Source organism: Bradyrhizobium sp. Rc3b (assembly GCF_900114915.1).
Lineage (GTDB): Bacteria > Pseudomonadota > Alphaproteobacteria > Rhizobiales > Xanthobacteraceae > Bradyrhizobium.
The window spans coordinates 107933-122781 of sequence record NZ_FOUS01000024.1; the positions used below are offsets into that span (position 1 = coordinate 107933).

A 14849-nucleotide genomic window follows, 5' to 3' on the forward strand; every position below is an offset into this window, starting at 1 on the left:
GCCGGCAAAGCCGGCGCCCGCGTTCGAGGTTTACTTCGCCTGGCCGACGCTCGGCGCCTTGCCGAGCTCCTTGGCCATGTCGAGATGGTGCTTGAGCGCCGGCAGAGTCTTGCCGGCCCAATCCTTCAGCGTGGAATTGTCGCCGCCCTTGGCGTAGCGCTCGAACAGCGACACGGCATCCTCATGGGCGCTCACCTGATAGGAATTGTAGTCCGAGCTGAAGTCCTTGCCATTCGCACTCTTGAGCTTGTCGAGCTTGCTCTGGTGCGAGCTGTCGAGCGCCGTCGGCAGGGTCGCCTGCACCTTGCCGTCACCGACGAGGCCCTTGAGCTCGGTGCTGGTCTTGGTGTGGTCGGTCACCATCTGTTGCGCGAAGCTCTTCTCCTGCGCGTTGCCCTTTTGCGTGGCAAGGTTGCTCGACTCGATCTCGAACATGTCGCTGATGGCGACCTGCTTGACGAAGTCGGCAGTCGTTGGCGCGACGCCGAGCGCCGAATTGACGCCGGTCTTCTCGCCCAGCGACTGGGCGATCGCGGGCCCGGCGACAAGCACGCAGGCAAGGGCGATGATGGTACGTTTCATGGTTCGGTCCCTCCGTGGGCGCGCGGCCTCTTGCCGCGTGGTGTTGCGCCGATCAACACGTCGCATGCACCGAGGTTCCTAACGACTAATCCGTCGGATTCCGCCCGGTGCGCGGATTGATGGGATCGGTCGGTTTGCGTCGAAGCCGCTCGGGCAGAAACGGCTCGGCGGGGGCGGCCGTGGCGTCGGCACGCACATCGGCATGGTGCTGCGCGCGCTCGTGCGGAGTCTTGTTGTCGTTGAAATGGTATTTCACGTCGACGCCGTCGACGGGATCGTTGACGCCGTGCTGGATGTCGCGAAAGTCACTCATGGTTGACCTCATTGCTTTCCGGGCAGGATCGTTTCGAGCACCTGCCGCGCTGCTCCCTTGATCATCCCGCTTTCGTTCGGATCGCCCTTCAAGAGGGCGAGCGAGAAGTTCTTGGCCTGCTGAAGCGTGATATGCGGCGGCAGCGGCGGCACTTCGGGATCGGTCTTCACCTCCAGCACGACGGGCATCTCGCTTCCCAGCGCCTGCTCCCAGGCCGAGCCGAGCAGCTGCGGGCTGTCGACGAAGATGCCGCGCAGGCCGATGAGCTCGGCGAAGCGTGAATAGGAGACGTCGGGAATGCGCTGCGAGGCTTCGAATTTGGGATCGCCGTTGATGATGCGCTGCTCCCAGGTCACCTGGTTGAGGTCCTCGTTGTTGAAGACGCAGACGATGAAGCGCGGGTCGCGCCAGGAGCGCCAGTATTTCGCAGCGGTGATCAATTCGGCCATGTTGTTCATCTGCATCGCGCCGTCGCCGACGAGGGCAATCACCGGACGGTCCGGATGGGCGTACTTCGCGGCGAGCGCATAGGGCACCGCGGCGCCCATCGAGGCGAGGCCGCCGGAGAGCGAGGCCGTCATGCCGCGCCGCATCTTCAGGTCGCGGGCGAACCAGTTGGCGCAGGAGCCGGAATCGCTGGTGATGATCGCGCGGTCGGGCAGGCGCGGGGACAATTCCCAGGCGACGAGCTGCGGATTGACCGGCGCTGCCGGCTGATGTGCCCGGCCATCCAGCGTTTTCCACCATGTCGTGACGTCGTCTTCGATACCCTGGCGCCAGGCGCCGTCGCTCTTGGGTTTCAGCCGCGGCAACAGTGCGCGCAGCGTCTCGGCGGCGTCGCCCACGAGGCCGACCTCCATGGGAAAGCGGATCGACATCATGCCGGCGTCGATGTCGATCTGCACGCCCCGCGCCGCGCCTTCCTTCGGCAGGAACTCGGCGTAGGGGAAGGCGGAGCCGACCATCAGCAGCGTGTCGCATTCCATCATCATGTTGTAGCTGGGCTCGGTGCCGAGCAGGCCGATCGAGCCGGTGACCCACGGCAGGTCGTCGGGCAGCGCTGCCTTGCCGAGCAGCGCCTTGGCGCAGCCGGCCGAGAGGCGGTCAGCGACGGCGATCACCTCGTCGGTTGCGCCAAGCGCGCCGGCGCCGACGAGCATCGCGACCTTCCTGCCGGCATTCAGCACTTCCGCGGCGCGATCGAGATCGGCCTCACGCGGCATAATGCTGGGCGCGCTGTAACCAATGCCGGAATGCAGCGTGCCGTGTGCACGTGGCGGGCTCTCGAAGGCTTCTTCCTGCAGGTCGTTGGGCAGGATGATCGCGGTCGGGGTCCGCCGCGCCAGCGCGATCCGCACCGCTCGGTCGATCAGGTGTCGCACTTGCGCAGGCGAGGATGCCTGCATGACGTAGGCGCCGGCGACGTCCTTGAACATCGAGAGAAGGTCGAGCTCCTGCTGATAGTGTCCGCCGAGAGCGTTGCGGGCCTGCTGGCCGACAATCGCCAGCACCGGCTGGTGATCGAGCAGCGCATCGTAGAGCCCGGTGATGAGATGCGAGGCACCTGGGCCCGAGGTCGCGATGCAGACGCCGAGCTGCCCTGAGAATTTTGCGTAGGCGCTGGCCATGAATGCCGCCATCTCCTCGTGCCGCGCCTGCACGAAGCCGATCTCTTCTGCCTTGCCTTGGGCCCGGCTCATCGCGCCGAACACGCCGTTGATGCCGTCGCCGGGATAGCCGAAGATGTGTCGCACGCCCCATTGATGCAGACGCTGGACGATGAAGTCGGAGACGGTCTGAGACATCGCGCGTGGCTCTCGGTTGTGCGTGAAGTTCAGAGAACGGCTCCTTCCCTGCGATGTTCCTGGCTCGCTTCCGGGAACATCTGCGCCGGAACGATCGCTTGCTCATCCGGTTGATTCATATTGGCTGAGTGGAGGATTAAGATGCTGAATCAAGGCGAGCTGGGCCGCAGCGAGATGGGACGGCTGATCGGCAGCGACAAGGTCGAGGGAACGTCGGTCTACGGCGCCGACAGCAACCGGATCGGTTCGATCGAACGCGTGATGATCGACAAGGTCAGCGGCAGGGTGTCTTACGCCGTGCTCGGCTTCGGCGGATTCCTGGGCCTCGGCAACGACCACTATCCGTTGCCCTGGCAGTCGCTGAAATACGACACGGAGCTTGGCGGGTATGTCACCGGCATCACCACCAAGGAACTGGAAGGGGCCCCGAAATATGGCGAACGAAGCGATTGGAACTGGGGTGATGACGCAGCTGTGCGCGGCATCAACTCCTATTACGGTGTTCCCTTCGCTTGACGTTCCCGGAAAGGGAGATCGATGAGCAAGGAACGGCCCAACGACGATCCCCGGCAGCAGAACGACTGGGGTTCGCACCGGCAGACGGACAAGCCCTGGAAGGGCAATCCGGAAAAGGAGCAGGGATCGGACGAGGAGAAGCCCGATCTCGAGAAATGGCACGAGACGAAGACGCACTGAGACAGGCGGGCTTCCCGTGAGACGTCAGAGACGAGCGCGGCACGCAACTGTGCCGCGCTTCCTTTTTGAGCAGGCATTCACGAATGGCGGCGGGCCTCTCGCGATGCGGAACCATGCTTCGGTGCTGCGGTTAGGCTCGCGGCGGGCGAGGCGGCTCGTTGCCACCTGCCGCCGGTTGAGTCCCGAGAAAGGTGTTGGCCGTGGATGCTCAAACCCGGGAGCGTGGGCCGTCCGCGGAGCAACCGCAGAGGGCGAAGGAAGCGCCAAGAACGCCTCCCGATCATACAAGCGAGACCAGTCAGCCGGCGAAGGCGCCGTCGCTGCGAGACCGGCTTCGTCAGCATTGGCTGCTGGCAACCGCCGGCGCCTTCGTGCTGATCGCCGCGCTCGTTGGCGGTCTGCTCTATTGGCTCGAGGCGCGCCACTATGAATCCACCGACGATGCCTTCGTCGCCGCGCGCAGCTTTTCGGTGGCCTCGAAGGTCGGCGGCTATGTGACCGACATCCCGGTGACGGACAACCAGCACGTCAGTGCGGGCGATCTCCTCGCCAGGATCGACGAGCGCGACTACCGTATCGCCATCGATCAGGCCAATGCGCAGGTTGCCAGCGCCAAGGCGAACGTCGCCAACGTCGAGGCGCAGATCGATTCGCAGCAGGAGCAGATCAAGCAGGCCCAGGCGCAGCTCGAACAGGCGCAGGCTCAGCTGCAGTTCGCGCAGGAGGAGTTCAAGCGCGCCGAGGATCTCGTCGAGAAGGGTGCCGGCACCGTGCAGCGCCAGCAGCAGACCCGTTCCGACCTTCAGGCCCAGCAGGCCAACACCGAGCGCGCCAAGACCGCGGTGACCTCGGCGCAACTCGGCATCAAGACGCTGCAAGCTCAGCTCGAAGGCGCCAAGGCGCAGCTTGAGCAGTCGCAGGCGCAGCTCGATCAAGCCAAGCTGAACTTGCAGTACACCAACGTCGTCGCGGCGCAATCGGGCCGTGTCGTCAAGCTCTCGGGCGCCAAGGGCACCTTCGTCACGGCGGGGCAGAGCCTGATGATGTTCGTGCCCGACGAGGTCTGGATCGTCGCCAACTACAAGGAGACGCAGCTGGGCGACATGCGTCCGGGCCAGCCGGTCGAGATCCGCATCGATGCCTATCCCGGCAGCAAGCTCACCGGCCACGTCGATTCCGTGCAGCCCGGCTCCGGCACCGCGTTCAGCCTGCTGCCGGCGGAGAACGCGACCGGCAACTACGTCAAGGTGGTGCAGCGCGTGCCGGTGAAGATCGTGGTCGACAACTGGCCGGCCGATCTGCCGGTCGGTCCCGGCATGTCGGTCGTGCCCTGGACCAGGGTGCGATGACGGACGCTGCGCAAGGCGGCGCATCCGCAGGCGGCTGGTCGCCGGAGCGCTCCGCGGCCGGCGGGCACAATCCCTATTTGATCGCCTTCGTGGTCTCGATCGCGACCTTCATGGAGGTGCTCGACACCACCATCGCCAATGTCGCGCTTCGCCACATCGCCGGCGGGCTCGCGGTCGGCATCGACGAGAGCACCTATGTCATCACCAGCTATCTCGTCGCCAACGCGATCGTGCTGTCGATCTCGGGCTGGCTGTCGACGGTGATCGGCCGCAAGCGCTTCTACATGATATGCGTCGCGATCTTCTCGATCGCATCGCTGCTGTGCGGCTTCGCCTGGAATCTGCAATCGCTGGTGCTGTTCCGCATCCTGCAGGGCCTCGGCGGCGGCGGCATGGCCACCAGCGAGCAGGCGATCCTCGCCGACTCCTTCCCGCCGCACAAGCGCGGCCAGGCTTTCGCCATCTACGGCGTCGCCGTCGTGGTCGCGCCGGTGATCGGTCCGACGCTCGGCGGCTGGATCACCGATACCTACAGCTGGCACTGGGTGTTCCTGATCAACGTGCCGATGGGGCTGCTCTCGCTGTTCCTGGTCGGTACGCTGGTCAAGGAGCCGTCGGGCGCGGAGGAGGAGAGGGAGAAGCTGCTGAGCAAGGGCCTGCGCGTCGACTATGTCGGCTTCCTGCTGGTCGCGATCGGGCTCGGCTCGCTCGAATTCGTCCTCGACGAGGGTCAGCGCAACGACTGGTTCGGGTCGAACATGATCGTCGTCTTCGCGGTGCTGGCCGCGGTCTCGCTGCTCGCGCTGATCCCGTGGGAGCTGACGCGGGAAGATCCCATCGTCGATCTTCGCTTGCTCGGCCGGCGCCAGTTCGCCGCCTGCTTCCTGGTGATGCTCGGCACGGGCGCGGTGCTGATCTCGACCACCCAGCTGCTGCCGCAACTGCTCCAGACCGAGCTGAACTACACGGCGATGCTGGCCGGCCTCGCGCTGTCGCCCGGCGGCATCGCGACCCTGGTGCTGATGCCGGTGGTCGGCCGCCTCGTCAGCACAGTGCAGCCGAAATATCTGATCATGTTCGGCGCTGCCATCGTCGCGTTCTCGATGTGGCATCTCACCGGACTCACCGGCGACATCACCTATGGCTATGCGGCGCTGTCGCGCATCTTCCTCGCGCTGGGCCTGCCCTTTCTGTTCCTGCCGGTGACGACCGCGTCCTACGATGGCGTGCCGCCCGACAAGACCAACCAGGCTTCTGCGCTGATCAACGTCGCCCGCAACATCGGCGGATCCATGGGCGTCGCGCTGGCGCAGACGGTTCTGGCGCAGCGCCAGCAATTCCACCAGAGCCGACTGATCGAGCACGCCGCGCCATCCGACCTCGGCTATCAGCAGACCATCGACGCGATGACGCGCTACTTCCAGGCGCAAGGGTCGAATGCGAGCGATGCCGCGTCACAGGCGCTCGCCTGGGTCGGCCGCACCTTGCAGCAGCAGGTTGATCTGCTCGCCTATATCGACGTGTTCTGGACGCTGGCGATCATTGCGGTGCTGATGATCCCCACGGCGGCGGTGCTGCGGCCGATCAAGCTGGGCGCGCCGGCGCGGGGACATTGAGAGTATGCACTGTGGCTTGGTCTTACCGCGATTGACGCTGTCTCCCCGTCACCCTGAGGTGGCCGCTTCTTCAGCGGCCCTCGAAGGGAGACGGCCCGGCTCGCAGCTGGGCCGTACATCCTTCGAGGCTCACCTAGCGGCGCGCCTGCGCCGCTAGGATCGCACCTCAGGATGACGGGACTTGCAACCAGACTTGGTGTCTCGACTCACCTCCTCGGCTCCTTTGGCCCGCTCCCTCGGAGAGAAATGGTGACCGCGGCGCAAAAGTCCGGCTAGACTGAACCCAACCTGAGCAAATTCCGGGAGGCGAATTAAGTGAAGACCGCGATCACCGAGCTGTTCGGCATCGAGCACCCCATCATCCAGGGCGGCATGCATTTCGTCGGCTTTGCCGAGCTGGCCGCTGCCGTCTCCAATGCCGGCGGGCTCGGCATCATCACCGGCCTCACGCAGAAGACGCCGGAATTGCTCGCCAAGGAAATCGCGCGCTGCCGCGACATGACCGACAAGCCGTTCGGCGTGAACCTCACCTTCCTGCCGACCTTCGCGGCGCCGCCCTATCCGGAATACATCGCGGCCATCGTCGAGGGCGGCATCAAGGCGGTGGAGACGGCGGGCCGCAGCCCCGAACAATACATGCCGGCGCTGAAGGCGGCGGGCATCAAGGTCATCCACAAATGCACCTCGGTGCGTCACTCACTCAAGGCCGAGCGGATCGGCTGCGACGCTGTCAGCGTCGACGGCTTCGAGTGCGGCGGTCATCCCGGCGAGGATGACATTCCCAACATGATCCTGCTGCCGCGCGCGGCGGAGGAATTGAAGATCCCGTTCGTCGCCTCCGGCGGCATGGCCGACGGGCGCAGCCTCGTCGCGGCATTGTCGCTGGGCGCGGCCGGCATGAACATGGGCACGCGCTTCATCGCCACCAAGGAAGCGCCGGTGCATCAGAACGTGAAGAACGCGCTGGTCGCCGCGACCGAGCTCGACACCCGCCTGATCATGCGGAGCCTGCGCAATACCGAACGCGTGCTGAGGAACGCCAATGTCGATCGCCTCATCGAGATCGAGCGCGAGAAGGGCGACAAGCTGAAGATCGATGACATCCACGACCAGGTCGCGGGCGTCTATCCCAGGATCATGCTGGAGGGACAGATGGACGCCGGCGCCTGGAGCTGCGGCATGGCCGCAGGGTTGATCCATGACATCCCCTCCTGCAAGGAACTCGTCGATCGCATCATGAGCGAGGCGGAACAGATCATCCGCAGCCGTCTGATGGGGTTCCTGGATGGGACGGGGGCGACGCGAAAGGTCGCCTGACACCGCCAAACTTCTTAACCACGGCGGCAAATGGACGCTGGAATCGCGCGCGAGGCCTCCTAAATAAGGATAAAATACCTTCAAAATCAATTTCAGGAGGCGTCCGTGGTCCTGAAAAGCGTTTCTTTTGCAGTTGCCGTTGCCCTCGTGATCGCATGGGGCGGCTTCGCGCGCGCTGACGACTACAAGCCAGACGAATATCTCGGCGTCGACCTTTCGAAGGCAGTTCTGTCGCCGAAGCGGCTCGGGCCCGAGACGCAGTTTGCGCCGGTCGCACTCGAGGCGAAGGGTGGCAACGAGGCGCAGGCCCGCGCCGAGCCGGTCGACGTGCCGAAGAAGGTTGCCGCCGAGCGTGTCCGCGTAGCCGAGCCGAAGGTCGCGCACGGCAAGCCCGCGCAGCCGCGCGGTGGAGCCCGCGCCAAGCTCGCGCATCGCCGCAGCAATCCGCTTGATGCACAGGCGAGAGATACCCGCATCCAGACCTGGCCCTGTCGTTCCGGCGGCATCTGCAACTGGCAGCGCTAGACGCTTCGTTTCTTCTACGCCTCTCCCCGCCTGCGGGGCTATCTCGCCCCGTCATCCGCGCGTCGCAAAACCGTAGGCGCGGAGTCAAGAAACCGTAAGGGTAGGAGTCAAGGAGCGCAGGCACCTTCCGTCGCGATTCGACGAAGGTTTCCTGAATGGCAACGCTCCGCGCTTCGCGCGCATGGACCCGGCGGCAATTCCTGGTCCGCTCGACCTCCAGCCTCGCCGTCGCCTCGCTCGGCACGCTCTCAATGCCGCACCTCAGCCGCGCCGCCGACCGGCCACAAGTCGCGGGCGGTATTCAGTCCGGCGATGTTTCTGGCGACTCCGCCGTGATCTGGGCGCGCGCCGACCGGCCCGCGCGGATGCAGGTGGAATGCTCGACCGTCGAGAGCTTCAAGACCATCATTGCGTCAGCTTCGCGCGACGCTCTGCTTGATGCGGATTTCACCGCAAAGCTGCTGCTGAACGATCTGCCGCCCGGCCAGGATATCTTCTACCGCGTGCGCTTCGACGACGTCGCGACCGGCATTGCCGGCGAAAGCCGCATCGGCCATTTCCGCACCGCGCCGTCCGCTGGCCGCTCGATCTCGTTCCTGTGGTCCGGGGATGTCGCGGGGCAGGGCTGGGGCATCGACATTTCGCGCGGCGGCTATCGCAGCTATCGCACCATGCTCGACAACCGCCCGGATTTCTTCATCCACTCCGGCGATCACATCTACGCCGACTGCACGGTTCCTTCCGAGCAGAAGCTGCCGAACGGCGAGATCTGGCACAACCTCGTGACCGAGGAAAAGTCCGAGGTCGCGCACACGCTGGCGCAGTTTCGCGGCAATTACAAATACAACCATCTCGACGAGAACTTTCGCGCCTTCCACGCCGAGGTGCCGATGTTCGCGCAGTGGGACGACCACGAGGTCACCAACGACTGGTCGCCGACCGGCAGCCACGACGAGGCCGGCTATGAGGACGACGGCACCCCGCGCCTGATTGCGCGCGCCTGCCGCGCCTTCTTCGACTTCATGCCGATCCGCGATATCGGCGCGCAGCAAGGCCGGGTCTATCGCAAGATCGCCTACGGCCCGCTGCTCGACGTCTTCATGATCGACATGCGCAGCTATCGCGACGATAGCTGGAACAAGGGCGGCGATCACCGCGGCTGGATCTTGGGTGTCGAGCAGCTCGCCTGGCTGAAGCGCGAGCTCGCGGCCTCGCGCGCAACCTGGAAGGTGATTGCGGCTGATCTTCCGATCGGCCTGATCAGTCTCGACGCCGTCGCGCTTGGCGATGGTCCGCCCGACCGGCGCGAGCACGAGATCGCCGACCTTCTGGCCTCCATCAAGTGCGCCGGCGTGCGCAATATCGTCTGGCTCACCGCCGATATGCACTACACCGCCGCGCATTATTACGATCCCGGCAAGGCGCAGTTTCAAGACTTCGAGCCGTTCTGGGAGTTCGTTTCCGGCCCGCTACACGCCGGCACCTGGGGCCCGGGTGAGCTTGACGACACCTTTGGTCCGGTCGCGATGTACCAGAACGGCTGCAGTGCGGCGCAGGGCGAGAATTTGGCGCCGTGTTTCGGACTGCAATTCTTCGGCCGCGTCGACATCGACGGCGCCAGCGGCGTGATGACCGTGACCTTGAAGGACGTCGACAATCGCGACCTCTGGTCGGTCGACATCGCGCCGCAACCGCAGATCCGCCCGGCCGTGGTGGCGCAGCATTCGTGAGGGGCGATACTCTGTGCGCGGGTCCGGCCATGACGAAGGATAGGCATGGCGCGCCGCTAACCCGATCTTGATTGGCCGCGCTGCCCATGCCGGGCTATGCTGCTCGCTCCCGCCATCTCTTTTCCATCACCGAAGAGTCCGCCCACGCGGCAACGCCGCGTGCTTCCAGCGGGTTGAACGACGTCAGGAGCCTGTTCATGGACAATCTGAAGACACAGGGCATCAGCGTGCCCAAGCTCGGCCTCGGCACCTTCCGCCTGCAGGGCGATGCCTGCCGCGCCGCGGTCGAGAGCGCGCTGTCGATCGGCTATCGCCACATCGACACCGCCGAGATGTACGCCAACGAAGAACCCATCGGCGCTGCCCTTGCCGCGGCTCGCCTTCCGCGCGGCGAGCTGCACGTCACGACCAAGGTCTGGCATGAGAACCTCAACACCGACGCGATCCGGCGGGCCTTCGATGCCAGCCTGAACAAGCTCAGGCTCGATCATGTCGATCTCTATCTCGTGCACTGGCCGTCGAAGGCTGCGAACTGGGGTGCGGTGTTCGAGACCCTGATGAAGCTGAAGCAGGAGGGACGCACGCGGGCGATTGGCGTTGCCAATTTTTCCACGGCACTGCTCAAGACCGTGGTCGAGGACATCAGGGCGCCGATCGCCTGCAACCAGATCGAATATCACGCCATGCTCGATCAATCGAAGGTGCTGGCCTATCTCGCCGCGAAGTCGATCCCTCTGGTGGCCTATTGCCCGCTCGCGCAAGGCCGCATCGCTTCGGAGCCGGTGCTGGCGGAGATCGGAGCCAGGCACAACGCGACCGCCGCGCAGGTGGCGCTGAAATGGCTGCTCGATCAGGACGGCGTCGCCGCGATTCCGAAGGCCTCGCGCCGGGAGAGCCAGCAGGCCAATCTCGATGCGCTGAAGATCACGCTCGACGATGCCGACCGCAACAAGATCGCGGCGCTGCCGAAGGACCGCCGCTGCGTCAATCCGGGCTTTGCGCCGGCGTGGGATTAGCTTCGTTTCAAACGCGCATGGCAGGCTCGTAGGGTGGGCAAAGGCGCACTTGCGCCGTGCCCACCACCTCTCAATCACTATGGAAGCGGTGGGCACGCTTCGCTTTGCCCACCCTACAAGACTGACGACACGCAAAAGAAATGGCCCCCGAGAGGGGCCATTTCCATGATGCGTCGCGCGTTAGTCCCAGTGGTGATGGCGATGGCTGCGCTTGATCACCACGACCTTGTCGCGATTGTGCCAGCCACGATGCCAACCATGGTCGCGATGGCCGCGGAATTCGGCGCGAGCGCCGTACGGCCCGTGATGATGGTGGTGGTAGCCGCCGCGCTTGATCACCACCGTCTCCGCGCTCGCCAGCGTCGGCGCCGCGATCACGAGCGCACCCAGGGCCGCAACCACATAACCAAGCTTCTTCATGATGTCCTCCTCCAATCGAATGCAAATCTAAACCGCGCATTCGCGCGAACGTTCCGGAGGAAACGCGGGAGAATTCTGAACAGCTGTTCAGGTGACTAATCGCAGCGTTGCTGCGCCGGCGTCGGCGCGCCTGTCGCGACGTACTTGCCGTCCCTGATCGTGTACTCGCCGCGCTCGCTGCGATTGTAGATCGCGCGCAGGCTGCCATCCTTCGCCAGCAGCAGCCCGAACTCACGCGCCTGGTGCAGCGAGGGGAAGTACACCATCACATTAAGCAGGCCCTCGGCGCCGACGGTGGCCGACACCACCTCGTTCTCGTCATTGGCCTCGCCGAAATTGCGCCGGTACATCACCCGGCCGTCCTTCCGGATTTCGTAAGTCAGGAGCGCGCCCTTGTCACGGTCGGGCCGGACGGCGCAATCGACCGCCCACGAGCCGAGCAGGCCCCATTGCTCGACCGTCGCGGTCAACGTCTCGGCACCTGCCGTGGAGGTGATCGCCGCCCACAGCATCGCAGCCGCGATCCAGCGGCTCAAACAACGCGTCATGTCCTGAAGAAACCCCGCCTCGAAGAACTCCAAGTGTAGCATCCCGCCCGCTTCCGTCCATGGCTGCCGCCGATCGCTCGCGAATTTGATCCGCGTCAATGAGGCCGGTCTTTTCCGGGGTAGGATGGCGTTTCCCGAAGGCGAACCTGGATAGACCAATGCTGAATCAAGTCATGGATTTTGCGGGCGAAGTGCTGCCGGGGAGTTGTGCCGTGCCGCCCTATTCCGAGACCGCGTTTCTGACCGAGCTGGGCGATCGCTTGAGGTCCTCGCGCATGCGCTGCGACCTGTCGCGCCGCGAGCTGGCCCGCCGTTCCGGGATTTCCGAGCGCTATATCGCCCAGATCGAAGCCGGCAAGGGCAACGTCTCGATCGTCCTCTTGCTGCGGCTGGCCTCCGCGATCCACGGCAGCCAGCCACAGGCGGCCTGACGCTTCGAGGTGACCGCCATGGGGCAACTCGTACTCGCGGCCAAGGTCACCCACGTTCCATCGCTGATGCTGTCAGAGCTATCAGGCAGCCCGTTACGTGACGCGCGCAAAGCCGCCGTCGATTCGCCGCGCGAGCTCGGCCGGCGGGCGAAAGAACGCGGCGTCACCTGCTTCGTGGTGTTCGACACCCACTGGCTCTCCAATTTCGGCTACCACATCAATGCCAATGCGCGGCATTGCGGCTCGTTCACGAGCCACGAGGCGCCGCAGATGATCCAGGATCTGCGCTACGATTTGCCGGGTGACACGCGCCTGGCCGAAGCCATCGCCGATAGGGCCGGGGACGCCGGCCTGAACGTGATCGCCCATCAGGTGGCCAGCCTCGGGCTCGAATACGGCACCGTCGTGCCGATGCACTACCTGAACCGGGACGGCTTCGCGAAGGTCGTCTCGGTCGCCTCGCCGCTCTTCACCTCATTCGAGGAGAGCCGGATCCTCGGTGAAGCGACCCGCCGCGCGATCGATGAATCCGGTGAACGCGTCGCCATTCTCGCCAGCGGTTCGCTCTCGCATCGGCTCTGGCCGAACAAGAAGCTGGGCCCCGAGGCGTGGACCTCGGTCGCCAGCGAGTTCAACCGTCAGGTCGATTTGCGCGTGCTCGAGCTGTGGCAGAGCCGCCGCTACCGCGAATTCCTCGACATGCTTCCGGATTACGCCACCAAGTGCAACGGCGAAGGCGGCATGGCCGACACCATCATGCTGTTCGCCGCGCTCGGCTGGTACGACTATCGCGGCGCCGCCGAGCAGCTCTGCGACTATTTTCCCTCGTCGGGCTCCGGCCAGGTCAACGTGGAGTTTCACGTCGAGGCGTGAGGCCGCGGCTTCAAGCCCGCTTCTCCACATTGGCACTCCGGGCCGGCACGCCGAATTCCTTGCGGCAGACCTCGGCCAGCACGGCGACTCCCTCGCGGATCTGCTGATGCGTCGGGCTCGCAAAGCACAGCCTGAGCCGCGAGCTGGCATGGCTCTTGTTGGTCGACCATTCCGGCCCCGGATTGATCGAGACCCCGGCGGCGAGTGCGGCCTGATAGAGTTTCAGCGTATCGACCTGGTCGGGCAGCTTGACCCAGAGGAAGATGCCGCCCTTCGGCTCTTCGAATTCCGCTGCCGTGCCGAACTGCTCGTTCAGCGCCTCCATCAGCGTGTCGAGCTTGGTGCGCAGCGCCTTGGTCAGCGCCGGCACATGGCTTGCGAAATGCGGCTTGCAATAGGCGGCGAGCACCATCTGCTCCAGCGCGCCGGAGCCGGCATCGGTCTTCAGCGCCAGCATCCGCGACATCACCGCCCAGGGCGCCACGATGAAGCCGACGCGCAGCGCCGGCGCGATCGATTTGGAGAACGAGCCGATATGGATCACGCCGCCGTTTGGGCTCATCGCATGGATCGCCGGCGGCCGCTGCCCCGACCAGACGAGGTCGGCATAGCAATCGTCCTCGAAGATCGGCACGCCATACTCGGTCGCGAGCCGTACCAGCTCAGTGCGGCGGCTCTCGGGCATGATGCTGCCGGTCGGATTCTGCACCGTCGGAATGGTGTAGATGTATTTCGGCCGGATGCCGCGGCTCTTCAGGTCCGCCAGTGTCGCGGCCAGCACGTCCATGCGCATGCCGTCCTTGTCGAGGGGGACGCCGACCACATTGACGCCGAGCCGCGCCAGGCGGGTCAGCGAGCCCTGATAGCTGTCCTGCTCGAAAATGACGGTGTCGCCGCGGGTCAGCAGCGTCGCGTTGACGAGGTCGAGCGCCTGCAGTGAGCCGGACACGATCAGGAGATCGTCGACGGTGCAGTTGATGCCGGCATCGCGCTTGAGCTTCGTCACCAGGAATTCGCGCAAGGGCAGGTAACCCTGCGGGCCATGCGCCAACCCATAGGTCGCGAGCGACCGGCCTTCGCGCTGTAACGCTGAGGTGGTCGCCTCGATCAGGCCCTCGAGCGGCAGTTGCTCGGAATCGTTGTTGCCGCCGACGAAACTGTACTTGGCAAGGCCCGTCCAGCGCGCAGAAGGGGCCGGCAGCCCTGCCGGAAACAGGGGTGCGAAATCGAAGCTGGACGTCATGGGGGTGTTCCTCGTTTTGTTCTTGTTGAGCCAGCCGGTGTTGCGCCGGCCAGCCTTACTTCTTGCCAGCCGTCCGGGTGGGACGGACTCACTTCTTTGTGGCCGTCCTGGTCGGACGGCCCTGGCTGATGAAAGCGTAATGCGCATTGGCGACGCCGCCAACCATCAGGGCCTCGACCACGGGCTCGGCGATCTCGCCTGTCGCGGCCCAGTCGACGAGGAAATTGGCCCCGGTCCCGCCGCGGACGTCATCGGTCGGAATGAAGATCGAGACGGTGGCGAGTGGCCTCAAGGCCACGGGCGTCTTCAGATAACTCTCGACCTGCTTGCCTGCGGTGTCGAAATAGGCGATGCGTTTGATCACCAGTGCTTGCGTCTCGGAGGC

17 protein-coding genes are annotated in these 14849 nt (G+C 65.0%); 10 read left to right on the forward strand and 7 right to left on the reverse strand.

Annotation, left to right across the window (positions count from 1 at the left end):
* Positions 1–30 precede the first annotated feature (30 nt).
* The 3 genes from BM190_RS37230 to BM190_RS37240 form a co-directional block, all read right to left on the reverse strand.
* Positions 31–582, reverse strand: coding sequence for a DUF4142 domain-containing protein (locus BM190_RS37230; protein ID WP_092262580.1), 552 nt, complete (start codon positions 580–582; stop codon positions 31–33).
* A gap of 85 nt (positions 583–667) precedes the next feature.
* Positions 668–895, reverse strand: a complete 228-nt coding sequence (locus BM190_RS37235; protein WP_018321730.1) for a hypothetical protein — start codon at positions 893–895, stop codon at positions 668–670.
* Between the two features lie 8 nt (positions 896–903).
* On the reverse strand, positions 904–2700 hold the full coding sequence (locus tag BM190_RS37240; RefSeq protein WP_092262582.1) for a thiamine pyrophosphate-requiring protein: 1797 nt from the start codon (positions 2698–2700) through the stop codon (positions 904–906).
* A gap of 141 nt (positions 2701–2841) precedes the next feature.
* Between BM190_RS37240 and BM190_RS37245 the strand changes: the two genes are divergently transcribed.
* From BM190_RS37245 to BM190_RS37275, 8 genes are all read left to right on the forward strand, one after another.
* On the forward strand, positions 2842–3216 hold the full coding sequence (locus BM190_RS37245) for a PRC-barrel domain-containing protein (RefSeq protein ID WP_092262584.1): 375 nt from the start codon (positions 2842–2844) through the stop codon (positions 3214–3216).
* A gap of 21 nt (positions 3217–3237) precedes the next feature.
* Positions 3238–3396 carry a hypothetical protein gene (locus BM190_RS40855; RefSeq protein ID WP_018321727.1) on the forward strand — a complete coding sequence of 53 codons (159 nt, stop codon included), beginning with the start codon at positions 3238–3240 and terminating at the stop codon, positions 3394–3396.
* A 200-nt stretch (positions 3397–3596) separates the two neighbouring features.
* A complete protein-coding gene (locus BM190_RS37250) occupies positions 3597–4745 on the forward strand; it encodes an HlyD family secretion protein (protein WP_092262623.1) in 1149 nt (382 codons plus the stop codon).
* On the forward strand, positions 4742–6361 hold the full coding sequence (locus BM190_RS37255) for a DHA2 family efflux MFS transporter permease subunit (protein ID WP_018321725.1): 1620 nt from the start codon (positions 4742–4744) through the stop codon (positions 6359–6361). The genes BM190_RS37250 and BM190_RS37255 overlap by 4 nt, the downstream gene beginning before the upstream one ends.
* A 315-nt stretch (positions 6362–6676) precedes the next feature.
* Entirely contained in the window at positions 6677–7678 is a 1002-nt protein-coding gene (locus BM190_RS37260) for an NAD(P)H-dependent flavin oxidoreductase (RefSeq protein ID WP_092262587.1), read from the forward strand.
* Positions 7679–7783: 105 nt separating this feature from the next.
* Positions 7784–8203 carry a hypothetical protein gene (locus BM190_RS37265; RefSeq protein ID WP_092262590.1) on the forward strand — a complete coding sequence of 140 codons (420 nt, stop codon included), beginning with the start codon at positions 7784–7786 and terminating at the stop codon, positions 8201–8203.
* Between the two features lie 155 nt (positions 8204–8358).
* Entirely contained in the window at positions 8359–9933 is a 1575-nt protein-coding gene (locus BM190_RS37270; RefSeq protein ID WP_092262593.1) for an alkaline phosphatase D family protein, read from the forward strand.
* A 197-nt stretch (positions 9934–10130) separates the two neighbouring features.
* Positions 10131–10949 carry an aldo/keto reductase gene (locus BM190_RS37275; RefSeq protein WP_092262626.1) on the forward strand — a complete coding sequence of 273 codons (819 nt, stop codon included), beginning with the start codon at positions 10131–10133 and terminating at the stop codon, positions 10947–10949.
* A 180-nt stretch (positions 10950–11129) separates the two neighbouring features.
* On the opposite strand, the gene BM190_RS37280 is transcribed toward BM190_RS37275, so the two are convergent.
* Positions 11130–11369: a hypothetical protein gene (locus BM190_RS37280; protein ID WP_092262629.1), complete on the reverse strand. Its 240-nt coding sequence runs from the start codon at positions 11367–11369 to the stop codon at positions 11130–11132.
* A gap of 95 nt (positions 11370–11464) precedes the next feature.
* Entirely contained in the window at positions 11465–11917 is a 453-nt protein-coding gene (locus BM190_RS37285) for a hypothetical protein (protein WP_177237516.1), read from the reverse strand.
* 158 nt (positions 11918–12075) lie between these two features.
* Between BM190_RS37285 and BM190_RS37290 the strand changes: the two genes are divergently transcribed.
* Positions 12076–12348 carry a helix-turn-helix domain-containing protein gene (locus tag BM190_RS37290; protein ID WP_026202606.1) on the forward strand — a complete coding sequence of 91 codons (273 nt, stop codon included), beginning with the start codon at positions 12076–12078 and terminating at the stop codon, positions 12346–12348.
* An 18-nt stretch (positions 12349–12366) separates the two neighbouring features.
* On the forward strand, positions 12367–13221 hold the full coding sequence (gene hpaD / locus BM190_RS37295) for a 3,4-dihydroxyphenylacetate 2,3-dioxygenase (RefSeq protein WP_092262598.1): 855 nt from the start codon (positions 12367–12369) through the stop codon (positions 13219–13221).
* A gap of 10 nt (positions 13222–13231) precedes the next feature.
* On the opposite strand, the gene BM190_RS37300 is transcribed toward hpaD, so the two are convergent.
* Together BM190_RS37300 and BM190_RS37305 are read right to left on the reverse strand one after the other, a co-directional pair.
* Positions 13232–14464 carry an aminotransferase-like domain-containing protein gene (locus BM190_RS37300; protein ID WP_092262601.1) on the reverse strand — a complete coding sequence of 411 codons (1233 nt, stop codon included), beginning with the start codon at positions 14462–14464 and terminating at the stop codon, positions 13232–13234.
* Between the two features lie 88 nt (positions 14465–14552).
* Positions 14553–14849 (reverse strand): DUF3124 domain-containing protein (locus tag BM190_RS37305; RefSeq protein WP_143109170.1); only part of this gene is annotated, 297 nt, incomplete at its 5' end.